A 24,622-nucleotide genomic window follows, 5' to 3' on the forward strand; every position below is an offset into this window, starting at 1 on the left:
AAGGGCATTTCTGCGAAAATATTTTTTGTGGGATTGGAAACTTTTACTGATGTTCATACGTCTTAGATGTGCACAGGAAATTACAGGAATAAATTGAAATTCAAAAAAAGATCACATTTTAACTCAAACAATGAAGAGAATGGGGATATTGGATATGAAGAAAGCGGGAGGACGTCAAGTGAAAAAGGTGATGTCAGCACTGGCCGTATCGGCTATGTTGATGTCTGCACTACCAACGTCGGTTATGGATGCAGCTGCGAGAATTAGTATATATATCAACGATGCGGAGCTTTCGTCCGCACAGGCACCTGTCATGAAAGGTGGACGTGTACTGGTTCCGTTGCGGTCCATTTTTGAAGGATTAGATGCCACTGTACAGTACACCAACAAAACCAAAACGATCACGGCGAACCGGGGTGACCAAGAAGTATCGCTGACGCTGGGTTCCAAAACGGCTTACATCAACGGAGAAGCGGTAGCGCTAGATGTACCTGCAAATACCATCAAAGGAAATACGATGGTTCCGATTCGTTTTGTCAGTGAAGCTTTTGGGGAGAAAGTATTCTGGAATTCCCGCAATCAGCGGGTAGATATCAAAACAACGTCCACTCCTCCTGTGGATGATACGAAATATGCAGCATGGAACATTTATGGTTCTGTATCCGGGAGTAATGGGGATGGACGTGACCTAACTGTAAGCTTCACACGTCCGACGTCTGAGAAGGCTGTATCCCAATATCGTGTAATGCTCGTGAAAACAAGAGATGTGAACAGCTTCAATGAGTCTGCGGCATCAGTCGTTCCATCCAGCAATTATACATCCATTTCTCCAAATGGTACTGATCCAAGATTAACGCTGAACGCTCAGACACGCGACGTGAACGGGGATTTGTTAAATACAAGTGAAACCTATCGTCTATATGTACTTACGGTGGGGAACAGCAACAACAGCTACAAAAATCAGCTGGCGTGGTCTTCCCAGTCCTTGAAATTAAACAATGTGAAAACAACGGTGCAGCCTGTCACAGGTCTCAAGATCGCAGATATCAGTGACTATGGCGATGGACGTGACCTGGAAATTAACTTCACACAGCCGAGTTCAACATCCAATATTACGTATTACCGTGCTTTTGTAGTTAAGGCGAAAGATGCTTCTTCATTCAACCTGACTACGGCCAACAATGTGTCCAGCTCTAATTCAACCATTATCTACAAAGGTAACAGCACAGCGGTTAAAACCCAGCTAAGTTCCTCGACGCGTGACACATCGGGGGAATTGATCAAAAACGGCACATCTTATGTCGTCTACATTGTATCCGTGAGCTCGAATGCGGCAACTGCAGACAATAAACTGTCCACAGTATCCTCTTCGCTCACGCTGGGCGTAAACACAGCAACGGCACCAGTTATCACATCAGTGAGAGATAATTCGGATTATGGAGACGGTCGTGACATTCAGGTGAGCTTCAACCGTTCATCTGATGAATCTAAAGTTGCTAATTATCGAATTTTCGTAGTGCGGAACTCGGTATCCAGCAGCTTTAATCTGACTACGGCGAGCAATCTGTCTTCCAGCTTGTACTATAACGTGAACAAAACAGGAAACAATATTACAACAACACTGCCATCCTCCATGAAGGACACAAGTGGTTATAACGTAACAAATCTGCAAGACTACCGGATCTATGTTATGGCTGTAGGCAACCAGCAGAATGGATATACCAATGCGCTGTCTTCGTCGTCGACGCTGTTGAGACTGACAACGAATAGTAATGCTGGAGTCGCAAGTAATATTGGGGTGGCTGATGTGAGTGATTACGGCGATGGACGCGATCTTCGGGTTTCGTTTACCAGAGCTTCAGATGAATCCAATGTTTCTGCGTATCGTGTATATGTTGTCCGTTCCGGCAATGCAGGCAGCTTCACACTGAGCGCGGCTAACGCATCGAACAATTATTATCAGGTGAATAAGACTGGTGGAAATCAGTCATTTACCCTCCCTAACTATATGGTGGATACCAACGGTTACACAGTTTCCAATAACAATAACTATCGCGTGTTTGTCCTGTCGGTAAGCACAAGTGGAAACTCCAGTCAGAATGCTTTATCTTCTTATTCTTCACAGATTACGTTGACTGCCAATGCAGCTGTGACTGCACCGAGCAATGTGACGGCAACGGATATTGGGGATAACTTAGATGGACGTGATCTGCGTGTGACTTTCAATCGTTCAACGGATGAGACGAATGTGAATCATTATCGTGTGTTTGTGGTGAAATCGACAAATACGAGCTTTAATCTGACATCTGCGAACTCAGTTAGCAGTGCGTATTATACGTATGTAAGCAAAAACGGAAACAACCAAACTTTTAATCTTACAAGTAATACGAAAACGGTAGATGGCAGTGCTATTGTGAATGGTGTGGGTTATCGTGTGTATGTGATGGCAGTGAATAATAACGGCTCTCTTACCAATGCACTGTCTTCAGGCTCGGGAGTGATCACATTAGCTTCCAATACGGCTGTAGCCGCAGTGAGTAATGTAAGTGCAACTGTGAAAAAACAAGGGCAAGCGGGAGATGCTTCGGATGTATCTATAAGCTTCAGCAAGCCTTCCAGTGAGAATGGGATTTCGGGTTACAAAGCTTTCATAGTACCAGCAAATCAAGTAAGTGGTTTTAGTGTTTCTTCTGCACTTGGAATTTCTTATAATATTGATATCAACAAAAATGATGCTTCAAATCCTGTCGTTTTGAATAATGGTCACCGGGATATTAATAATAAGTCACTTGTTATAGGGCAGAAATATCGAGTCTTTGTGTTATCCGTATCGGACAGCAGTTCTCGTGCTTCCAATCTGTCCTCAGCTTCCAACGAATTCAGTATCCTTGCTCCAGCCGCACCTGTCCAAACAGGGATCATTACTAAAATTGAGAATAATAGCACTGCTGCGGATGCAGGCATCAAGGTTACTTTCAATAAAGCGGCAGACGAAAAAGGAATAGCCCAATATCGACTTTTTGTAGTAAGAGCCCAAGATGACTTTGTTGTAGCTCAGGCAACCCAGAATATTAGTTTTAAACAAGTTTCAGCTGGAGAAATTAACTTGACCAAAGATACGTTGGATTCAAATGGGAAAGCAATTGAACTTGGAGCAGAATATAAAATATATATCCTGTCTGTATCAAGTGATACTTCCTTGTATACAAGTTCGCTTTATGGTCCTTCGGCTACAGTTAAATTGGATGCGCCAGTTGCGCCTGTAACTTCAGCTCCAGATTCATCTCAAACGACAGACACAAATACTGAATCTTCCAATTCGAATCAAGCTAACACTACATCTCCACAGACCTAAAATCAAAAAAATAATGAAATAAATAAATTGAATTGAAGAAGCTCCCTTTCCAAACGAGAAGGGAGTTTTTCTTTTTATGAAAACTAATAGAAGACGGTTTCTATTATTAAATGGCCACTCTGAATCACACATAATCCATTTAAAAATCCTGTCACCAAAAAGGTTCCTTTGGCCATTGCTGCAAGTGGGAAAACCGATGGATAATAGGAGAAAGAAGAGCATGATCCGAAAGGAATGATGGAATGCTTGCATTTCGCTTGACCGGCCTGCCGGATTCCCGGTTGCCTCTGTATCTGTATTGTGTGGGAACACAAGAAGAGAAAGTTCAGTTTAGACCGGATGGATTTCCGGTGTATCAGCTTTTTTTATTACGCAGCGGCAAAGGGGAATTTAAGGTTCCAGGTGAAGGAGTATGGACAGTATCGGCAGGTGAACTGTTCGTGATCGAACCGGGGGTGGCCCATGAGTATATTCCGCATTCCAAAACACACGGGGAGCTTGGATATATTGGCATTGGTGGAGAGGCGACGGGGGCGGTGCTTCGGTCGGCGGGACTGCTGCCAATGGGGCCACGGCGTTTGTCCGAATTTGAACAGTTCTGGTCACGAGTGACGGACATCTGGCACTCGCTGGACGATGGGATGAGTGAAATGTGGAACAGTTCAACAATCATCTATCAGCTTATTCTGGATATTTCACAGTCCATCTTCCCGCTTCATGATGCGACAGAAGAGCGAGAAGCAAGAAGTAGGTCGTTAACACGTTCTGAGCGCGAGTCGGAATCGGCAAATGAAGCATTCACTCGAGCAGTGTCGCTGATGCATACACACTACCAGGATGATCTGCTGTTGAAGCATATAGCTGAAGCCGTTGGTTATTCGGTGCAGCACCTGAACCGATTATTTCACCAGAGACATGGGGTGACGGGGCATCAGTACATGCAGCGATTGCGTTTGCAGAAAGCTTCCGATTGGTTGGACAAACACCCACTCGCAAGTGTAAGAGAGGCCGCGGAGACGGTTGGTATGGAAGTGAACTACTTTATCCGGATGTATAAGCGAGAATTCGGAGAGACCCCGGGCAAGGAGATCAAGCATCGCATTCAGCTCAAAATGGAGAAAGACTCTACGGGCCCTGTGGATCATCTATATGAAGTATGACAAGGTCATCCTTTCGGATATGGATTCAGTTTCAAACGAGCTACTGACCGTAATTAAGGTTACTTATGAGTTGTGGTAAGTGATTACCTTTACCTATGCTAGATAAAAAGCATTATGAGGTTTCCTATACGTCTGTAAATAAAAAATAGCTGTCGAGAACTTCTCAACAGCTAGCTAGGGGCCATTAAGGCCCCTTTTTTGACATTCGATATTCTATCTCATCACCGAATTGTCGTACTTCACTCGTAATTCATCTTCGCACATTACATAACTGTACGATATACCCAATGCTGCTGCCCCACACAGGACATCAGCATCCTTACGCTTTCTTTTGTCCGAAGAGTGGTCTCAACGTAGCCAATCCCACAATCCCGATTACGAGACTAATCCACGGAGACAGCGTAAATACGGGAAGGCTGTCACGCAGCGGATATCCTACAAATAAGACAAGCACAACGATAACGATATAGATGACAATTCCGCGAAGATTGACCTGTGGCCTGGCAGTCTTGTCTGCTCCCTGATCATCTGGACGCTCAGCAAGGCGACGAAGCATTTCAACCAGTGCAATACCCCCAACGGCTGCCACGATCAGGGAGAACAGGCTGATATGGCTAAATGGTTCCGTATCGCCCCCCGTCCAGCCAATAAATAGCCCAACCGCACCTTGAATCAGCATGACAAAAGACAAAGCTGCCCAGGAGATCATGAAGTACCATTTGGGCGTCCGTTTAACTTGATCCGGAGTCTCCGCAGGTTCGGCTTCAACTGCTGCTGTCTTCTTGGCTGACGTAATGGTTTTATTGGATTTGCTTCCGGAGCCCCGTACGGCCGTACTTGAAGCTCTGGATGAGTCCATATTTGATTCACCAGCAGTTGCAGCCGGATTATTGTCTGCTACTCCTAGTTGTGAATAGATATGTTGTTCCAGATCAGGTCCATATAATTCGCGAGCTGGATTACCGTCACGCTGAGCTTGTACGATGGCTCTTCCAGCCGAGAGAATCCATTCTTCCTGCGTTCTCTCATCGGCAGGTGCTTGACGCGCAATGGTGCTGATCTGATCGAACAGTTTTACATGTTCCGGTGTCATCTTACTCATTTCGGTCATTTGCCGATTCTGTATTTCTTTTAATTTCTTATAGGAAATCCCCAATGATTGCTCCCCCTATCTACACACGTTCTGATCCCCGATGATCTGGAGACCCTGACGGTATTTTAGTATACGGGAAGGGCTCTCGTTTCGCAAAGTCATTCCTTATAAAACAACTGTTTACGATTCGACCATAGCCCTGCGCAGGCCAGAATGACACAGGTGCATAGCAGTACCAGTTTTCCGTGACTACGAATCCATTCCAAAATGTGTTCCATGAATTCAACCCTTTCGCCAGAAGGAATTGGAGGCAAATGTTGGCTATGATATATTGCTTAGGTTCTCCGTGATTCGCCGTTAATATGCGTAAGGGATCGTCCAGTTCTAACGATTGTGTGAAGAATGAATAAAGTACAGCCGATTCCACCACAATAGTAGCATTTCCAACAGAAACCAGGGATTGGAGTGTGGCAGGAATGGATCAACAAACGGATAAACTAACTAGGAAGCTGCTGCTGAATAGCAACTCTCGTGGAGTAACAGATGAGGTTGTGCCAATGGAGGAGACGTTGGAGGATGCCGAGTATGCGGATGAGTATTCAGAAGGAACCTTTCAATCAGGGAGCTTCTGGGGGAATTCGAATTCGGCTCATGGACATGAATGGCAGGGTCGAGTGGAGACCCATGAGATGTTCCGCCGCAGTTATGAGTAGTGGCTTCAAGTATTAGGAATGACTCGAGTCAGCTGTTGTCAGCTTGGCTCATTTTTTTTGCGAAATTGTCGATAAAATGTAGACAAGGTACGTCTGGAAATGGACATTTCCTCACGTTGACTTGAGGTTCACAGGATGATAATATACTAATATCATCTTAATACACATTAAACTTATCGGATTTATATATAATTAACAAAATGAACATGAGCAGGGAAGAATGGAAAGGGGAAATGGGCATGGAGCGTCAGATCAGTATTCGTCATGGGCAGGAAGAATTAACAGCCACGATTCATTATCCGGTCGTCAAAGACATCAAGGAGGGAAATCATCAACAGCGCGTGCCTCTTGCTGTCATCTGCCATGGATTCGTAGGAAGTCGGATCGGTGTAGATCGTCTGTTTGTGAAGACCGCCCGTGAGCTGGCCGAAGATGGGTATTTGGTGCTGCGCTTCGATTACATTGGCTGCGGGGAGAGCAGTGGTGAGTACGGAGCTGAAGGACTTGAATCCATGATTACCCAAACACGTTCTGTGCTGGACTATGCGGTAAACTGCAGTGATGTAGATCCAACCCGTGTAACGCTGATCGGTCATAGTCTGGGTGGAGCTGTTGCGCTGCTGACTGCTGTCCGTGACAAACGGGTCAAGAATCTTGTTATGTGGTCATCCGTGGGATATCCGTTCAATGATATTGTGAAAATTACGGGACGTGATGTGTACGATGAAGGGGTGAAACTGGGATCTGCTGATTATCTCGGCTACAAGTTTACACCAGCATTCTTTGAATCACTGGCTGAACATCAGCCATTCCAGGAAGCCGTTAAATTTAACGGGGATGTTCTGGTGGTGCACGGCACGTCGGATGAGATGATTCCTGTCGATTACGCATTCCTATATCAAAAGGTATTCTGGATGCGCCAGGAAGGCCGCTGCGACAAGGAAATTATATTCCAGGGCGATCATACCTTCTCTTCTGGTAAAGAGCGTGAACAGCTAATTACGCGTACGAGAGAATGGCTGGGAGAACGTCAGAAGATCGAACAGGATTGGCAGCACTGGATGATCTAAAAGAGGTTAAGTTCAATCTTTATCGTTAGGCTGGAACATTCTATATCCAACATGGATTGGTCCATAAGGCAACATGCGCGTCCAGATTACATCTGATTGGGATGTTAGCTTGGAAAAGCGCCTTCTTCGGAGTAAAATAGAAGGGTAAGCATCCTATCCGTGTCTGGAGGTTGGCAGCAATGACATTACCCGCACTATTCATTGCGCATGGTTCTCCCGCTCTGGCGGTGGAGAGCAATGACTACACTCAATTTTTGAACCAGCTTGGAGACAGGCTGCCGGCTCCGAAAGCCATTGTTGTATTTACGGCGCATTGGGATCGTCCCGAACCGTCCGTGACAATGGATGATACACATCAGACCTTGCATGATTTTTACGGATTTCCCTCTAATATGTATACAATGAATTACCCTGCGCCTGGTCAGCCAGACCTTGCGAATGAGATCTGCGCTCTGTTCACCCGTAGTAATCTTCCACATCAACCGGTTCGAGGCCGGGGATTGGATCACGGGGTATGGGTACCGCTGTTACACATGTATCCAGAGGCCAATATTCCTGTTATTGCGGTATCTGTCGATTCGCTGCGTTCCCCGCAGGAACAGTATGATATTGGGCGGATGCTGGAGCAGCTGCGTCATGATAATGTGCTGATCATTGGCAGCGGCGGAACGGTTCATAACTTGCGTATGCTTGGCAGTAATGATGAGCCGCAAGACTGGGCAGTGGAGTTCGATAACTGGATTGGCGAGGGGCTTGAGCAGTGGAATACGAGAGAGCTGTTTCAATATGACAAAAAAGCGCCCCATGCCCGCACGGCGGTTCCATCTTATGGAACGGAGCACATTGCGCCTTTGTTCTATGCCATGGGTACGGCTGATATGTCTCGATCTGCAAAACGTCTATTCCAGTCGTATCCTTACGGTACGCTCAGTTTAAACTGCTGGCAGTTTGGTGACGGCGTATAACTTGGAACAGACAAGAGTATGTGAACAAGTCTTTGAGTTTTATTTTGCAAATACACCTAGTTCATCGACCAGCCAGACTTAGGTTATGAATGAGCTGAACCAAAAAAGGTTTCTGCGGCCAGCGTAATGGGCCTCAGGAACCTTTTTCTATAACTTGAGCATTCTGCAAATTAGTATAATCACTTGCGAATCTCGAAAAGCTCACAAGCTGTACGCGAGTGATATGCCAGTTCACTTACACTGGACTGAACCACAACGGTATTGCTGTCAAAACGGATAATGACGCCACCGGAATCAATCTGGTGATTATCTTTGAAAACACGGACTTTATGCTTCATTTCCATGGCTTCCTGGAAGTCGGCATCGGTCTCAAGACGGCGCTGGGTTGGCATGTCATGTACTCCTTTAATTGTAGTCGATCGATATGTTCATCATAATACGTGTTTCTGTCGATGGGCAAGTCAGATGACCTACAAGCATATATAAAAAACAAAAAAGTCCTGCTCTCCAGGGGGAGGGGAGAAGGACCGGAAAATGTCTATTTACGATTTAGGCTGTTTTGTGCGTATGGTTTATCGTTGGTGTGTCTTTGGGAAGACTGCCTTTGTTGCGAGTGAACAATCCGCGAAGGTAAGGCATTACCCAATGATCCAAACCGATTTTACCAGCATTTGCACCAGCGACTACAAGGAAGATTTCCATCAGGACTAACTGAGCATTCGTGCTTACTGTTCCCGAGAAGAGGAACGCGAAGTTCATGACCATCGCCATCAGTGCTGCAAGTGTTGTAAAGCATCCAAGAATGAGACCCAGACCTACAAGGAATTCACCCAGCGGGATGATGAAGTCGAACAGTCCTGCATTTGGTACCGCGAAGTTCTCAAGGAATGTTCCCCACCAAGCTTGAACGGTTGGGTTTTCACCCGTTGCTTTTCCTACAGCGCCTGCAAGGAATCCGCCAGCTTGGAATCCTCCTGTTAATTTGCCCCAGCCATGTGTCATCCAGTCGTAACCGATATACACCCGAAGTACTGTCAAAATCCACATTGCCACTTTGTTTTCTCTAAGCCATTGGTTGAAGCTGAACATATAAACCACTCCTTCATGGAATTTAGTGTGTGTTTTTTTTTTTGTTTTTCTAAGTGATCACCTTTGATGTCTTTATTGTATAGTTCAAAAGTCATTCTGTTTGTGATTATTATCACAATCTAGTTCAAATTTTAAGTAAGGTTTGAGAAGTTCACATTTAGGACATATTTTTCATCCTCTCTCAAGTTTCAAACGTGAAATGCAGGGTAGAAAATGCTCTCCATATCGAAGACAAATGGTGCTGTGTGTGATTAAATGGAAAGAAATACGTGAAATGGTCACTTACATAAGAGCAACTACACCTAGATTTCAGCCATATCGTCCAGGAGGTACATATATTGAAGCAATTGAAATGGAACAAAACGACGTCAGCGGCGTCGCTGCTTATTCTGGCCCTGAGTCTGGTCGCTTGCCAGAATAAGGAGATGGTACAGATTCCGAAGCCGGAGTCCGTTCCTACACCCATACAGGAAGAACAAGAGACAGAAGAACCTGCCACGTCGCTCTACACAGCACCGCTGACGGGTCTGCCTGTTGATGAAGCAATTACGCGCCGTCCACTGGCGGTTATGATTAACAATGCTCCTGCAGCGCGGCCTCAATCCGGTTTGAGTGCAGCAGATATTATTATCGAGGTGCTCGCTGAGGGAGGCATTACCCGTTTTATTGCCATCTTCCAAAGTGAAGGCGGGGCAGACATGGTCGGACCCGTGCGCAGTATTCGTCCGTATCTGATCGAGCTTGGTGAGAGTTACGATGGGGTATTGGTTCATGCGGGTGGCAGCCCGGATGCCTATTCCATTTTACAAAAGCAGCAGAAGCAGCATATGGATGAGATATCGAATAGCGGCCCTTATTTCTGGCGTTCCTCGGATCGCAAAGCACCGCACAATCTATATACGTCGGCGGACAAGCTGAGAGAAGGCGCGGATACCAAAGGCTATAGTCACGACTTTAAGTCCCCTGTATATACGTATAACGAAGAAGGTGCCACGTCCGCCGGAGAGGTGGCCAAGCAGTTCGATATTCATTATTTATTGGAGAGTTACCGGGTAACGTATGATTATGATGAAGTTAGCGGACGATATATGAGATTGGTGAACGGAAAGGCAGATCAGGATCTGGATAACGGCAATCCCATTGGAGCGGCCAATATTATTGTAGCGGGTGCGGATCACAAGGTGCTCGATAATGTGGGCAGACTTTCCGTTAATTTGGAACAGGGCGGTGAAGCCATGCTGTTTCAAAAAGGCAAGATGGTTCGAGGCCAGTGGATCAAAAAAACGGGTGATATTATTCGATTTGTGCAAAATGGGTCCGAAGTTGCGCTTGTTCCTGGCAAGACTTTTATCAGTATCGTACCGAATCAGCCTGACTTTGCAGGGCATGTCGAAATTGAAAATTAATCCAATTTGAAGAGAAATGTAAACGCAGTGTAAAATTTCATCATCATTTTTCCAGCCATTCCAAATAATTAAGATTCATTTCAGATTTATGTGATAAGAATATAAAAAAGGATCATGCCTTATGTACAAACCGTGAAACATTTATGATAAGATATCAAAGGTTGTCATTTCATGTTTCATCGGTTATCGGCAATTTCTCGTAAAGGGGATAGAGCTATGAAGCTTAAGAAGAAGAAGGATATATTTTTTGAGACACTAGAGAACATGGCAGATACGGTCGTGCAAGCGGCTGATTATTTCTCCCAACATGTTTCCAACCTTCAGGATGTGACTCTTTTTGCCAATGAAATGAAGAAGTACGAGTCCCAGTGTGATGATTATGTTCATACCATCATTACAGAGCTCAACAAGACATTTATCACGCCGATCGAACGCGATGATATTATGGAACTGACAACGACACTTGATGACGTATTGGACGGGCTCGAAGCAACAGCTTCCCGTTTCTATATGTACCAACTGACTGACCCGGACGAATATATCGTTCAATTCGCTGAAATTTTGCGCCAATCGGCTTACGAAATTCAGAAGGCCATTCATTTGCTGTCTCAGAAAAAATTGCTGGCGATCCGCGAGTACACGATTCGTCTGAACGATCTGGAAAACCAGGGCGACGAAGTGCTGCGTAACTGTATCAAGAACCTTTTCGCTACTGTGCCTGATCCGATTGAACTGATCAAACGCAAAGAAATTTACGAACGTCTTGAGACGACGACGGATGCTTGTGAACACGTAGCGAATGTGCTCGAATCCATCATCATGCGTAATTCTTAAGGAGCCAGAGAATAATGGAAACAACGATTTGGGTATTGGGTATAGTCGTCTTCCTTGCACTGGCGTTTGACTTCATCAACGGATTCCACGATACGGCGAATGCCATTGCAACTTCGGTCTCGACACGAGCACTGACTCCTCGCCGGGCAATCCTTATGGCTGCCGTGATGAACTTTGTCGGTGCCATGATGTTTACTGGAGTAGCGAAGACGATCGGGGGGAGTGTAACAGACCCCACCACGCTAGATAACGGGATTGAGGTTGTCATAGTCACCTTGATCGCCGCGATTATCTGGAATCTCGTTACATGGTGGTTCGGAATTCCTTCTTCATCCTCGCATGCACTGATTGGTGCTCTTGCTGGTGCTGTACTTGTTGGCGCAGGGGCTGATAAAGTCAAATGGAGTGGATTTATTGACATCGTCGGAGGATTGTTATTATCACCTCTGATCGCATTTGCCATCGGTTATGTGGTCATGACCATTCTCAAATATATTTTTGCCAAACGCAGTCCGCATAACGTGAACAAAGGTTTCCGTACGGTACAGATTTTCACAGCAGCGCTCCAGGCGTTTACGCATGGTACCAATGATGCACAGAAGGCAATGGGTATCATTACTTTTGCACTGGTCGCAGCAGGCGTACAGGATCATCTGGATGTTCCGTTGTGGGTTAAAATCTCCGCGGCAACAGCGATGGCACTTGGTACTTCCATCGGTGGTTGGAAAATCATCAAAACGATGGGAACCAAAATTTTCAAAATTGAACCGATTAACGGATTTGCAGCTGATCTATCAGCCGCATCTGTTATTTTCTCGGCAACGTTGCTCCACCTGCCGGTGAGTACAACTCACGCTATCACATCTGCCATTCTGGGTGTTGGTTCCGCGAAACGTTTCTCAGCCGTTAAATGGGGACTAGCTGGACGTATCATTATTACGTGGTTCATTACGATTCCGATTACCGGGGCGCTGGCAGGATTGTTGTACTGGATCATTTTCTAATTCGAAAAAGTGTTCCTGGACTAATTCTGGGTTTCAGACAAACTGTTCATAACGTTGTGAATATCGGGATATGTGGACAATTATACAACCAAAAAGAAGAGACGCCTGTGCATGAACGTGTGGACAGGCTGGATATGTGGATAGCCATCCGTGGAATGATAAACCAAAAGAAGATATTCCTGTGGATACAGGAGACTGTGGATAGGGAAATGAGAGAAGCCAACAGGGTTGGCTTTTTTTGTTGTCGCGTTTGCAGGATAACGTGTGTATAATGGGCTGTTGCAGGAGACGGTTCAGTGGTTAAAGTTGTACAATAACGTAAAGGATACAAGACAAGGACGTGGTCTAATTTATGATTCGTACACTCGCCATCTCACGGGATCATCAGTTATCTGTAAATGTACCGCTTACACAGCTGGATCTGCAGGATTACGCCTGGGTATGGGCAGATTTCAATCAGCCTTCCGAAGAGGAAAGCCAGTTGCTGGATACATATTTTCATTTTCATCCATTAGCTATTGAGGATTGTATGCATGTATTGCAGCGACCCAAGCTCGATTATTATGACAATTTGCAGTTTCTCGTGCTGCATGCACTGAATCCGACCACATTGGAAGCGGAAGAGGTGGACCTGTTTCTGGGTGCGAACTTCCTGGTATCCTTTCATCACGGGGCACTGGAGGAAGTTGATGAAGCTTGGGAGAGGTTGCTGCATCATGCGCACGAACGAACCATCTGGGCTCGGGGCCCGGTGGCAGCGGCATATACGGTGATGGACAAGCTGGTCGATCATTATTTCCCGTCTCTGTTTACCATTGAGGATGAGCTGGCTGAACTGGAGAACCGGGGCGGCAGGGAGTCGGTGGAAGACCTGATGAATCAAGTGTTCGACTTGCGCAGTCGATTGCTGAAGCTTAGACGGACGGTAGTACCCATGCGGGATCTGCTCTATCGGGTAGTCAATTCTCAGCATGTGCAGCGAACAGGGGAGCATACCGTATATTTTACCGATATCTATGACCATTTGTTGAAGCTGACAGACATGATTGAAGCTGATCGGGAAATGACGGCAGACCTGCGCGACAGTTACATTTCGCTGAATTCCAACCGTATGAACCAGATTATGAAGACCCTCACCGTGATTACAACAGTCTTTATGCCATTGACGCTGATCGCGGGGATCTATGGCATGAACTTTGCTTATATGCCTGAGCTGCAATGGAAGTTTGGGTATGGAGCTGTACTGCTGTTGATGTTTGTTCTGGGCGGAAGCATGGTGGCCTGGTTTGTGAAGCGGGGCTGGTTTAAGTAAGGAAGAATAGAAACTATAGCAAGTGAAGAGTTAGCGATCTGCACAGATCGCTTCTTTAGCCTGTGTATGATGTGTATAAGAGGGCAAATAGGAGTACATATAGATTTGTTTTCGGAATAGATGTCCACATGTGGATAAGATAAATGAAGAATCAACATGTGCATAACTTAATTTGAGGAAATTTGGCTGTTACGAACAGGGTGGAAAAAGTAAAAGGCATCTTCAGTACTGAAGATGCCTTGGGGAATTTCTCAAGGAATGGGTTCATGAGCTGAATGTTAACATGAGATTCTTATCATGAAATGAACCCTGCTACGTTTTCATAATAAGTTGGATGGCTCCATTCAAATGTAGGTTACTCTGTTTGCTCCAATACAAATGTGGCTGTAGCAGTAGGTTGTCCATTAACGACAATCGTTAGCGTATGCAAACCGGCATAATGCTTTCTCGTCGTAATGACTTTGAACGATTGCTTCGTTGCAACCTTGGTTCTTCCGGTAGGGAAGGTTTTGTCAGAGCATTTGAACCGCTTGGGTGCCTGCTTGCCATTTGCTTTCATATATCCGATCTCATATTCGATTCGCAGCATCTGTGACTGACCACTTTCATTAACGACATCAAAGGAAAAATGAAGATCTTCCCCGATGGCTACGGTATCTCTTGCAAGCTGAAGATGCTCGATATGTGTCGCATCCTGCTCGACATATCCAAAGAGACTCAGCGCTTTCGGATGTCCCTTTTTCAGCAACGAGCGGCTTGCGTGACGAACGATCCAGTCGGTATGCTCATGTTGTCCGTACCAGCTTGAGGCCAAATCCAGGACCAGTTCTGGATGGTCTTTCGAGATGTCGTTCAGGTGATTGGCTACACTTTTTCGGACATACAGGGACTCGTCCTGCTTCAATTCATGCAGAATTGGAAGTACTGGTGTTGGATCGGTGATGAATCCCCGAAGTTTGGAACCCCATGGAAGACGTGGACGGCTGCCTTCACTGGCAAGCCTGCGTATATGTTCATTGGGACTTCCCGTCCATTCCATCATGCGTTTCATCGTTTCGATCGGGTAGCGTTCGATAAACGGGCGTACCGCGAACTCGGAACTGGAATAAGGTGTGAAGAGGGTCAAGTACTTCATGGATAGTTCGTAGTTTTCCGGCGCAAGTCCGTTGACTTCAATAAAATCGGGAACGAACAGATACTCGACCCCTCGCATCTGCGGTGCTGCCTGCTCAATCACGTGTAATGCCTCTTCATAGTTGTCAGGGAGAACTTCGGTCAATGCCGACGTAATGCGGCGGATACGAGCTTTGAATTCCAGCTCTCCCCAGCCTTCGGCAAATACAAGTTCACGAAATTGCTGCTTGTCCAACTTGGGGTAGAATTGGTGTAACCATTCTCCTGTCCGGTCGATTAATGCGGGAGTATATTTGTCTTTGAACAGTTCCATAATCCGCCTCCTTTATCTATAACTCAGTATACCTCAATTCACGGGAATAAGAACATAGGTTCTTAAAAAAGGTTATGAATATTCTCTTATATGAACGAATGAGGATTGAAGGGGAGAAAAAGATGGAAGTGAATTAAGGCACCCCCTTAAGAGGGCGCCTGGAAAAGTGTTAGAGCTTTTTGCTTTTTTTGGGACGACGTTTGGTGGTATTGGATTTATTCCGGCCAGTTTTACTACTCGTGTTCCGTTTGCGCGGAGCAGAGGTCGTTTTTTTACGACGTTTGCGTGAGCGAGGTGGCGAATACTCTTCATAATCTTTATCCGCAAGACTGCTACCTTTTTTTCCTTTTCCAAAAGGCAGAATCCCCATCACCAGCTTCATCATTGGGGCCATCTGCTGGAAGCCGCCAACGACCTTTTGCATTTTGCCGATCCCGTTCACGATGCCGTCGATTCCACCAAAACGGTCGATCATTCCTTTTAATTCCCCGAGATTAGCCAGGGAAAAGCCTGAGGAAGACGCAGGCGTTTCCACCGGAACAGGGGAAGCAACAGGAGCTCCCCCGCCGAAAAAGTTTCCGCCAGGTCCCCCCGGACCACCTGGACTATAAGGTACAAGTCCGGATGCTTCAACCTCTTGGAATTGGGGAGGATAATAAGGTTCTACACCAGGATACATGGGCTGAACCTGTGCCTCATTCAATGCCCGTGGCGGCATATAGGCAGAAGTATGGGCCTGCCGTTGCGTATGGGAAGACGGACGCTGCCGTGGAGCGGGCTGACGGTGATAATAATGCTGTGGCATGAACTATCACGTTCCTTCTATGTTGGATTTCGGAATTGCGTTCCTTCAGCGACTGGACGTGCATAACAGACTGAGTTGGAACTCCCTTTTGCTATACTGTATGTCATTAGCGGAGAGACGGCGTAGGCGAGTATCCCGCAAAACGGGATATTTGCGGATTTGGGCGCAGGAGAGGATGATAGCTTCGCAGTGGAATTATATAGATCGGACACAAATTTGTCACATTTTAAACAGGGTAATTCCTACATAATTAATCGGAAATATACGGTGAAAAATGGGATAAATCGTGAGATAGAGGGGGATTGTACGCGCAGGGAGGACAATTATGCTATATGAAAGCGGTAACATGTATTTTTATTCTGTAGTGCGTGAAATCGTTAACGCTTGAAATACCAACTCAGGCTGGGTACAATGAAGGTACACAGTAACCGCTAGGGGATGATGATGAAATGCAGCTGAAAAAGCTAAATGATAAAAGCATTGAACAATTATTTGAGGCTATTTTGACTCTGAAAGATATTGAAGAGTGTTATGTGTTTTTTGATGACCTCTGCACGGTAAACGAGATTCAATCCATGTCCCAGCGGCTGGAAGTAGCACGTATGCTTGGCAAAGGAAATACCTATAACCAGATTGAAGCTGAGACAGGTGCAAGTACAGCCACGATCTCTCGTGTAAAACGCTGCCTGAACTACGGTAATGACGGTTATAAAATGACGCTGGAACGCCTGGGACGTTAAGGATGAAGAAACCGGGTGTACTCATCATTAGTCACGGTTCTCAGGAGAAAACCTGGGTAGAATCCGTCGATGACGCGGTCTCCCGGTTGAATCTGCCTGAACCCTTGCCCGTTGAAGCCGGGTTTCTTGAACTTGTGGAGGGACGTCTGATCCAGGACGGTATCAACCGACTGGAAGCACAGGACGTAACTGACATACTGGTAGTGCCTCTGTTTGTTTCGTCCGGCAGTACACATGTGGATGAGATTGAGTATGCCATCGGTGCCAAAGACGCTCCGGAGCGTGAGACTGATCTGGAACCATTCGAGGTGAAAGCACAAATTCACTTCGGTTATCCTGTGGATAACGACCCGGATATTGCGGTCATGGTCTGGGACAAGGTAAAGGCATTGTCGCAGCAACCAGAACAGGAGACGATTCTGCTAGTTGGACATGGGAGTATTCACGATGGATTCCGTCAGCGCTGGGAAGCGGGCATTTCTTCACTCGCACAGCGGGTGCAGGAAGTCAGCGGTGTTGCTCATACCGATTATGCGCTGCTAAATCCGGATAGTGTGTACGACAAGGCGAAATACTGGAGTGAAGAGCGGGGGAGCCGGGTTATTGTGGCGCCGCTGTTTTTGAGTGCCGGTTATTTCACCATGAAGGTGATCCCGGGCCGATTGAAGGAACTGGATTACGCATATAGTGGTGAGACGCTGCTTCCACATCCGCTATTAGGAACGTGGCTGGAGCGCCAAATTCAACTTTTACTGGAAAGATGTAATGAGGTTAAGGTTTAATTCAGGGAAGAAAACAGGTCGCTGCTAGCGATTATTCCCGTTATCTCTAACAATAGCTTAAACACAAACGGCAGAGATGCCGTTTTTTTTGTTTTTGTATGTACTTTAGACCAAACACGCCGAAGCAGGCGTGTTTTTTTGTATTAGGCAAAACCCTCTACGAGGCGAAATTTCGAGTTCAATCCGTGAAGATAGAGTGAAGGGAGAGGGTTCTAACTCTGAAATGATTCTCTTTACAGGAAAGTTTTTGTCTGATAAGATGTCAACATTCAATTGTTAACCTTAGAAATTATTTTGGTTAACAATTGAAATGATCTAACGGAAGGTGATATCTTGTGACACATTATGAACGGCTTGCAGCTATAAATAAGGCCCATTTATGGAACCCTTTTACGCAGATGAAAGATTACAATAACTCCGATCCTCTCATCATTGAACGAGGCGAAGGTGTCATGCTGTATGACGTCCAGGGACGTGCTTATTATGATGGCTTTTCCTCGGTTTGGCTTAATGTTCACGGACATAACATACCTGAGCTGAATCAAGCCATAACGGATCAGTTGGAACGTGTTGCACATTCTACGTTACTCGGAATGGCTAATGTGCCAGCTATTGAACTTGCTGAGAAACTGGTAGAGATTTCCCCAGAGGGATTAAACAAAGTATTTTATTCCGATTCAGGAGCAACCGGTGTCGAGATCGCAGTGAAAATGGCGTTTCAATACTGGAAGAACCGAGGAGAAACCGGTAAAACGAAGTTTATCACGATGAATCAAGCCTATCACGGAGATACGATTGGTGCGGTGAGTGTCGGAGCAATTCCGTTGTACCATGATGTGTTCCGTCCCATGCTGTTTCCTACTCATGTCATTCCATATCCTTACGTTTATCGACATGAGGACGGCGAGCGGGAAGCCATGGATGCTACGTTAACCGCATTACGTAATGTACTTGAAACCAGTGCAGATGAAATCGCGGCTATTATCGTGGAGCCGATTGTGCAAGGAGCTAGTGGCATCCTGATTATGCCAGAGGGCTGTCTACGCGAGATGGCAGCACTTTGCCGTACATATGATGTACTGTTCATAGCCGATGAGGTGGCGACAGGCTTCGGTAGGACAGGTGCTATGTTTGCTTGTGATCTTGAAGAAGTGTCACCTGATTTGATGGTGATAGGCAAAGGCCTTACAGGCGGCTACTTACCTGTGGCAGCGACACTGGCAACAGATGAGGTGTACAGCGCATTTTATGCCGATTATGAGGAGCAAAAAACTTTTTTCCATGGTCATTCCTTCACAGGTAACCCGCTCGGCTGCGCTGTTGCTTTGGCTAACTTGAAACTATTTGAAGAGCGCAACCTGGTGGAAGGTGTAAGAGCAAAGGCGACTTTTGTTGAGCAGAAGCTCTCAGTACTTAAAGATTCTCCGCACGTCGGGGATATCAGGCAGAAGGGATTGATGTTAGGAATTGAGCTTGTACGGGATAAAGCAACTCGGGAACCGTACGATTGGGCTGAACGAATCGGCGTTCGGGTAACGGGGCGGGCCAGAGAGCTTGGCATGCTTACGAGACCCCTTGGTAATGTTATTGTGTTCATTCCTCCTCTTGCTAGCACAGAGGCTGAGCTTGAAGCCATGATTGATATCTTGATGCAATCCATTTTTGACGTCACCGAAGGTGGTTTGGAGTCATGAATGTAATTCGCGGATTATTCGTAACAGGTACGGACACAGGGGTTGGGAAAACAATTGTTACAGGGGCTCTTGTTGCTGCGCTTCGTGCTGAAAAACGGAATATAGGCGTCTGGAAGCCCGTGCAATCCGGTGCACTTCTTGGCAGCGGAGAAACCGATGCAGAACGCCTGTTGCAATACACCGGAATTGATGAGCGTGCCGAGCATGTGGCGCCATTTACGTTCCAAGCTCCATTGACCCCGATGCTCGCTGCCAAGCAGGATGGAGTGGAAATTACGCTACAGGAAATAATCAGTGCGGGTCAGCCACTGGCAAATCGATACGAGTCGATACTCATTGAAGGGGCAGGCGGCGTCGCTGTTCCACTGACCGAAGACTCTCTTGTAGTAGATTTGATCTCGGAGCTTCGAACACCGGCCCTGATCGTTGCGCGGACAGGTCTAGGTACGATTAATCATACACTTCTTACAGTGTCATACCTGCAGCAGCATGGGATTAAAGTCGTAGGTTTTATTCTGAACGATGGTGAATCTGATGAGATTTATAACGACTCCAGCATCACAACAAACGCAGAGCTGATTGAACGTTATTGCGGCATACCCTTTCTTGGACGTTTCCCCCGCTTGATGGACGAAATGAATACGGAAATGTTGATCCAGGTCATTCGAGAGAAGATCCAGTTAACACCAATCAGACAGGCATTAACAGTTCAATCCATGGAGGAGGAATGAAGTTGAAAACAACGGTAACTAATCTAGAATGGTCGTCGCTTGCGAAACGATCGTTGAATGGCGAATGTTTATCAATTGAAGAGGGACTTGCCGTGCTTGAAGCAAACGACGATGAGGTACTGCCGCTAATGCACGCGGCTTTCCAAGTGAGGCAATATTTTTACGGCAAAAAAGTGAAGCTGAATATGATCATCAACGCCAAAAGCGGCTTTTGTCCCGAAGACTGCGGCTATTGCTCACAATCCATCGTATCCACCGCGCCCATCCAAAAATACAGCTTGCTCGACAAAGAAACGTTGCTTGCAGGTGCACATGAAGCTATGGCGCGTAAAGCAGGAACCTATTGCATTGTAGCTTCAGGCAAAGGTCCCACGAATAAGGAGCTGGATCAAGTGGTAGAAGCGGTAAAAGAAATCCGTGAAACGATGCCACTTAAAATCTGTGCGTGTCTAGGAATCTTGAAGGACGGTCAAGCAGAACGTTTGGCTGAGGCAGGTGTGCACCGATACAATCACAACTTGAACACAAGCAAGGCCAATTATCCATCGATAACCACAACGCATACCTATGACCAGCGAATTGAAACCGTGGAAAAGGTAAAAGCATACGGCATGTCTCCCTGTTCCGGTGTCATTATCGGTATGGGTGAAAGTAATCAGGAAATTGTCGAGATGGCTTTGGCACTCCGTAAGCTTGATGCAGATTCAATTCCGATTAATTTCCTGAATGCGATACCGGGAACCCCTCTGGAAGGAGCAGGACGCACACCGGCTATGAAGGCGCTCAAGGTACTAGCACTATTTCGGCTCATCTGTCCGTCTAAAGAGATTCGTGTTGCGGGTGGACGCGAGATCAACCTCCGTACATTGCAACCTTTGTCACTGTATGCTGCAAATTCACTCTTTGTAGGTGATTATTTAACGACAGCAGGTCAGGAAATATCGAATGATCATCAAATGATTGAAGATTTGGGTTTTGAGATTGAGTTAAATGCACTTTAAGGCGGTACGAACTATGAATTGGATGGAAAAAGAACTTGCGTTATTGGCTGATGCCTCCAATGAACGTTACTTGCGTGATAGTGCCGCGGTTCCAGATAGCCCTGGTTATACGTGGAGAGGAGAACGGGTGCTCCTCAACCTGGCCTCCAATGACTACCTGGGACTTGCTCGACATCCCGCTATCATCGATACAATTCGCGAGGCGCTTCTTACCGAAGGAGGAGGCTCGGGCGCATCTCGCCTTGTGACTGGGAATCGACCGCTTTATGGCCGTCTGGAAGAAGCGTTGGCCACTTGGCAGCATAATGAAGCCGCACTTGTTTTTGCAAATGGTTATATGGCTAATTCTGGTGTCATTCGTGCACTCGTGGGCCGGGGTGATGTCGTTTTTAGTGATCAAATAAACCATGCCAGCATCGTGGACGGTATTGTGCTGAGCCGCGCGGAACATGCCCGGTATCGACATAATGATATGGAACATCTGAAGCTATTAATGAACAAACATCGGGATAAACGACGTAAGTTGATTGTTACGGATGCCGTCTTTTCAATGGATGGTGATCAAGCACACTTGGAAGAGCTCGTTGCGCTCAAACAAGAGTACGGGGCCATGCTGATGGTGGATGAGGCGCACAGCGGAGGCATCTACGGGAAACGGGGGGAAGGACTTTGCTTTAAGCTTGGTCTGCATCATGATGTGGATGTGCATATGGGGACGTTTAGCAAATCATTCGGTTTATATGGAGCTTATATCTGCGGCAGCCGAACATTAATCCGCTTTCTCGTTAACCAAGCAAGACCACTTATCTATTCAACGGCATTGCCGCCTTCTCTCGTAGCTGGTATTTCAACAGCGTTAACTTTGGTACAAGCGGATCATTGGCGCCGCGAACGCCTCTACTCGGCAAGTCAATTATTTCGTTCTTCGCTTAGTGATGCCGGATTTCACGTTGGGACCGGGGACTCCCCTATTGTGCCGATATTTGTCGGTGATAACGAAAGGGCTCTTCGTTTCAGTGAGGCACTTGAAGCAGGCGGTATTGCTGGGATTGCCATCCGACCGCCTACCGTTCCTGATGGCACAGCGCGAATCCGCTTCTCCTTATCGGCCGACCATACCCCTAAGGAACTGAATGATGCCAGCGCACAAATCTGCAAAATCGGACTGCAGTTAGGAGTGCTGAGCTCATGAGTGCCTTGGATAATAATCCGCTACAAATTGAGCAAGAGAAAAATGGAACTATATTATGGTTAAAGGGATGGAGTATGCCTGATGCGGTGTTTGACCATCTTCGCCTGTTATTGGCTGATTTTCGACATATTTCTGTAGATTATAGTGCTGCGGATTCTCCAGAGGAAATGCTGTGTTTAACTGAAACAGCAGTTAGAGACATGTTAGATATTGAAGGAATAGCTTGCAGGGAGAGAGTTTCCCAAGGTCCGCTTCTAATATCAGGTTGGTCGCTTGGAGGTTTACTGGCGCTCAGACTAGCGGCTAAAGGTTACGCCGATGGCCTTGTGCTGTTCGGTGCAACGGCTCGTTTTACCCGCTCAAAAGAAGAGTTTGACCGCGGCTTGGCAGATGCATACGTTAGGCAGATGATCAAAGGGATTTTAAAGGATCAACACGCAGTTGAAGCCAATTTTCGAAAGATTATGTTTACGGAGCAAGAATGGGAGGCGGGTCTTGCTGAACGTCTACCTCATACAGGTAGCTGGACAACGCAATCACTACTGGCAGGCCTTCAGATTTTACGAAGCGAGGAATGCTTGTCTCAATTGCCCAATATCGATTGTCCGGTTCTTCTTATTCATGGGACTGAGGATAGGATATGTCCTTACGGTGCTGGATTGGAACTTAGCACTCAAATACCTCAAGCCGAGTTAATTACATTAACAGGCTGCGGGCATGCACCCTTTTTGGGAAAAGAAGTACACATCGCTGATGAATGGAGGAGATGGTGGCATGACCATTGGAAGAAGTAGTGTTGTTCAACGCCAATTTAATCGTAGTGCCACTTCTTATGATGCACATGCTCATATTCAGCGTTCTATGGCTGAGCAGCTAGCAAGATCCCTCGCAGAATGGAAAAACAAAGGGGTCTTAAGTGATCCGAGCATTCTCGAAATCGGTTGTGGAACAGGGGCATTGACTCAAATCCTAGTGAATGAATGGCCTAATTCGAATATTACTGCACTTGATATTGCACCCGAGATGATCGAAGTGGCTTCAAAGCGGTTTCGATCAGCACAGCATCCAGGTACTGCGAATTGTACAAAGGATCGTTTACGTTTTCTACAGGCTGATATCGAAATGTGGGCCATAAAAGCTCCGGAGTGCTCAGTGGATATCATCGTCTCTAACGCCTGTTTTCAATGGCTAAGTTCGCCGAAGGAAACACTGGGTCACCTACGGCGAATGCTACGCCCGGGTGGCTTGCTCATATTTACGACCTTCGGGCCTGATACATTTCGTGAGATGCATGAGGCATTTGATGAAGTTTATCGTGCCAACGGGATGGAAACACAGCGTCATGGACTTTCGTTTCATTCACCTGTTCAATGGGAAATCATGCTTCAGGAATCCGGATATTCTAGTTTCCTTTGTGAGCGTTCGATTTATATGGAAAAGTATGCTTCCGCAAGAGATTTTCTGTATTCGGTTAAAGGAATGGGAGCCAGCACTTCAGAAGCAGCAACGATTCCTGGGTACAGTTTACGACGTTTATTCACCAACATGTATAAGGAGTACGAGGATAAGTTCAGCATACAGGGAGGAGTCTCTGCAACATATGATCTCCTGTTCATTCAATCCGTAGCTCCTTATTAACCCTTTATCTGAGAAGGAAGAATCAGATGAAGCTCCAGCAAAGACATCAATTCTTCAACAATCTGTTCGGCTGGATAAGGCATGGAATTCATGATCCACCATTCCAACAGGCCAGTGGTAGCACAGGCAAGAAATTGCACAGTGATTTCCCTGCTGATTCCCTTGTGAATTCCGCATGCATCAACCTGCTCTTCCACTCCCTGAATCAGGATGTTCATCAGCCGGTTTCGAAAGGCAGGAATGCCTTTTTGGGTTAATAGGGTGGTATAAACAGGAGCGTGCTGCTCCAGGTAACGGAAGGTTCGGAGCAACGCCTCCCTAACAGTCATGGGCGTTGTAGGACTCTCCACTATGCAGCTCTCCACCAGCTGTTGCAAATACGTCTCAATGCTTTGATCCAGCAGATCAAACTTGTCCGTGTAGTGCAAATAGACGGTACCACGGTTCACATTGGCTCGATCAGCAATCTCATTAATCGTAATTTGCTCGAAATCCTGCTCTTCTAACAACCCTATAAAGGCATCGGTTATGGCTTTTCTTGTTTTGACAACTCGTCTGTCCATGGCTCCTCCTTTGATGTTTTCAACAATA

The 24,622-nt window shown here is 46.3% G+C and carries 23 protein-coding genes; 17 read left to right on the forward strand and 6 right to left on the reverse strand.

All coding sequences use genetic code 11. The features are described from left to right. The first annotated feature begins 154 nt into the window (after positions 1–154). Both G3352_RS13200 and G3352_RS13205 read left to right on the forward strand, forming a co-directional pair. The gene (locus tag G3352_RS13200; protein ID WP_163757093.1) at positions 155–3,355 is read left to right on the forward strand and encodes a copper amine oxidase N-terminal domain-containing protein; all 3,201 of its coding nucleotides are present in this window, start codon (positions 155–157) and stop codon (positions 3,353–3,355) included. Positions 3,356–3,597: 242 nt separating this feature from the next. After that, entirely contained in the window at positions 3,598–4,515 is a 918-nt protein-coding gene (locus G3352_RS13205; RefSeq protein WP_163757095.1) for an AraC family transcriptional regulator, read from the forward strand. Between the two features lie 319 nt (positions 4,516–4,834). Here G3352_RS13205 and G3352_RS13210 read toward each other — a convergent pair whose 3' ends face one another. Further along, entirely contained in the window at positions 4,835–5,671 is an 837-nt protein-coding gene (locus tag G3352_RS13210) for a DUF1129 family protein (RefSeq protein ID WP_163757097.1), read from the reverse strand. A gap of 413 nt (positions 5,672–6,084) precedes the next feature. On the opposite strand from G3352_RS13210, the gene G3352_RS13215 reads away from it, so the two are divergent. The 3 genes from G3352_RS13215 (at position 6,085) to G3352_RS13225 (ending at position 8,356) form a co-directional block, all read left to right on the forward strand. Further along, a complete protein-coding gene (locus G3352_RS13215) occupies positions 6,085–6,321 on the forward strand; it encodes a hypothetical protein (protein ID WP_163757099.1) in 237 nt (78 codons plus the stop codon). 239 nt (positions 6,322–6,560) lie between these two features. After that, positions 6,561–7,391, forward strand: coding sequence for an alpha/beta hydrolase (locus tag G3352_RS13220; RefSeq protein WP_163757101.1), 831 nt, complete (start codon positions 6,561–6,563; stop codon positions 7,389–7,391). Between the two features lie 179 nt (positions 7,392–7,570). Next, positions 7,571–8,356 (forward strand): DODA-type extradiol aromatic ring-opening family dioxygenase, encoded by a 786-nt coding sequence (locus G3352_RS13225; RefSeq protein ID WP_163757103.1) that lies wholly within the window; start codon positions 7,571–7,573, stop codon positions 8,354–8,356. A 179-nt stretch (positions 8,357–8,535) separates the two neighbouring features. On the opposite strand, the gene G3352_RS13230 is transcribed toward G3352_RS13225, so the two are convergent. After that, positions 8,536–8,748 carry a hypothetical protein gene (locus G3352_RS13230; protein WP_076291601.1) on the reverse strand — a complete coding sequence of 71 codons (213 nt, stop codon included), beginning with the start codon at positions 8,746–8,748 and terminating at the stop codon, positions 8,536–8,538. Between the two features lie 157 nt (positions 8,749–8,905). Then, positions 8,906–9,445, reverse strand: a complete 540-nt coding sequence (locus G3352_RS13235) for a DoxX family protein (RefSeq protein WP_063568076.1) — start codon at positions 9,443–9,445, stop codon at positions 8,906–8,908. A gap of 338 nt (positions 9,446–9,783) precedes the next feature. Here G3352_RS13235 and G3352_RS13240 point away from each other — a divergent pair, with 338 nt between their 5' ends. From G3352_RS13240 to corA, 4 genes are all read left to right on the forward strand, one after another. Further along, positions 9,784–10,851, forward strand: coding sequence for a DUF3048 domain-containing protein (locus G3352_RS13240; protein WP_163757105.1), 1,068 nt, complete (start codon positions 9,784–9,786; stop codon positions 10,849–10,851). A gap of 216 nt (positions 10,852–11,067) precedes the next feature. Further along, positions 11,068–11,685, forward strand: coding sequence for a DUF47 domain-containing protein (locus G3352_RS13245; protein WP_062327047.1), 618 nt, complete (start codon positions 11,068–11,070; stop codon positions 11,683–11,685). A gap of 14 nt (positions 11,686–11,699) precedes the next feature. Then, positions 11,700–12,689 (forward strand): inorganic phosphate transporter, encoded by a 990-nt coding sequence (locus G3352_RS13250; protein WP_063568079.1) that lies wholly within the window; start codon positions 11,700–11,702, stop codon positions 12,687–12,689. A 352-nt stretch (positions 12,690–13,041) separates the two neighbouring features. Then, positions 13,042–14,001 (forward strand): magnesium/cobalt transporter CorA, encoded by a 960-nt coding sequence (corA, locus tag G3352_RS13255; RefSeq protein ID WP_163757107.1) that lies wholly within the window; start codon positions 13,042–13,044, stop codon positions 13,999–14,001. A 355-nt stretch (positions 14,002–14,356) separates the two neighbouring features. Here the strand turns inward: corA and G3352_RS13260 are convergent, their stop codons facing one another. After that, positions 14,357–15,448 (reverse strand): DNA alkylation repair protein, encoded by a 1,092-nt coding sequence (locus G3352_RS13260; protein ID WP_163757109.1) that lies wholly within the window; start codon positions 15,446–15,448, stop codon positions 14,357–14,359. Between the two features lie 169 nt (positions 15,449–15,617). Continuing rightward, the gene (locus tag G3352_RS13265) at positions 15,618–16,253 is read right to left on the reverse strand and encodes a hypothetical protein (RefSeq protein ID WP_099858983.1); all 636 of its coding nucleotides are present in this window, start codon (positions 16,251–16,253) and stop codon (positions 15,618–15,620) included. 449 nt (positions 16,254–16,702) lie between these two features. On the opposite strand from G3352_RS13265, the gene G3352_RS13270 reads away from it, so the two are divergent. The 8 genes from G3352_RS13270 (at position 16,703) to bioC (ending at position 24,031) form a co-directional block, all read left to right on the forward strand. Next, the gene (locus G3352_RS13270) at positions 16,703–16,993 is read left to right on the forward strand and encodes a YerC/YecD family TrpR-related protein (protein ID WP_017690665.1); all 291 of its coding nucleotides are present in this window, start codon (positions 16,703–16,705) and stop codon (positions 16,991–16,993) included. A 2-nt stretch (positions 16,994–16,995) separates the two neighbouring features. Continuing rightward, positions 16,996–17,775 (forward strand): sirohydrochlorin chelatase, encoded by a 780-nt coding sequence (locus tag G3352_RS13275; RefSeq protein ID WP_163757111.1) that lies wholly within the window; start codon positions 16,996–16,998, stop codon positions 17,773–17,775. Between the two features lie 335 nt (positions 17,776–18,110). After that, a complete protein-coding gene (bioA, locus tag G3352_RS13280; protein ID WP_163757114.1) occupies positions 18,111–19,469 on the forward strand; it encodes an adenosylmethionine--8-amino-7-oxononanoate transaminase in 1,359 nt (452 codons plus the stop codon). Then, on the forward strand, positions 19,466–20,200 hold the full coding sequence (gene bioD / locus G3352_RS13285; protein WP_163757115.1) for a dethiobiotin synthase: 735 nt from the start codon (positions 19,466–19,468) through the stop codon (positions 20,198–20,200). Before bioA ends, bioD begins: the two co-directional genes overlap by 4 nt. A gap of 2 nt (positions 20,201–20,202) precedes the next feature. Further along, on the forward strand, positions 20,203–21,201 hold the full coding sequence (gene bioB / locus G3352_RS13290; protein WP_326101881.1) for a biotin synthase BioB: 999 nt from the start codon (positions 20,203–20,205) through the stop codon (positions 21,199–21,201). A 13-nt stretch (positions 21,202–21,214) separates the two neighbouring features. Beyond that, on the forward strand, positions 21,215–22,393 hold the full coding sequence (gene bioF, locus G3352_RS13295) for an 8-amino-7-oxononanoate synthase (protein WP_163757117.1): 1,179 nt from the start codon (positions 21,215–21,217) through the stop codon (positions 22,391–22,393). Next, entirely contained in the window at positions 22,390–23,187 is a 798-nt protein-coding gene (locus tag G3352_RS13300) for an alpha/beta hydrolase (protein ID WP_205524859.1), read from the forward strand. The genes bioF and G3352_RS13300 overlap by 4 nt, the downstream gene beginning before the upstream one ends. Then, entirely contained in the window at positions 23,168–24,031 is an 864-nt protein-coding gene (gene bioC, locus G3352_RS13305; RefSeq protein ID WP_163757119.1) for a malonyl-ACP O-methyltransferase BioC, read from the forward strand. The genes G3352_RS13300 and bioC overlap by 20 nt, the downstream gene beginning before the upstream one ends. Here bioC and G3352_RS13310 read toward each other — a convergent pair. Further along, positions 24,028–24,594, reverse strand: coding sequence for a TetR/AcrR family transcriptional regulator (locus G3352_RS13310; RefSeq protein WP_163757121.1), 567 nt, complete (start codon positions 24,592–24,594; stop codon positions 24,028–24,030). The two genes, bioC and G3352_RS13310, sit on opposite strands and share 4 nt — an antisense overlap. Positions 24,595–24,622 lie beyond the last annotated feature (28 nt).

Source organism: Paenibacillus sp. ALJ109b, from assembly GCF_010747435.1.
GTDB classification, from domain to species: domain Bacteria; phylum Bacillota; class Bacilli; order Paenibacillales; family Paenibacillaceae; genus Paenibacillus; species Paenibacillus taichungensis.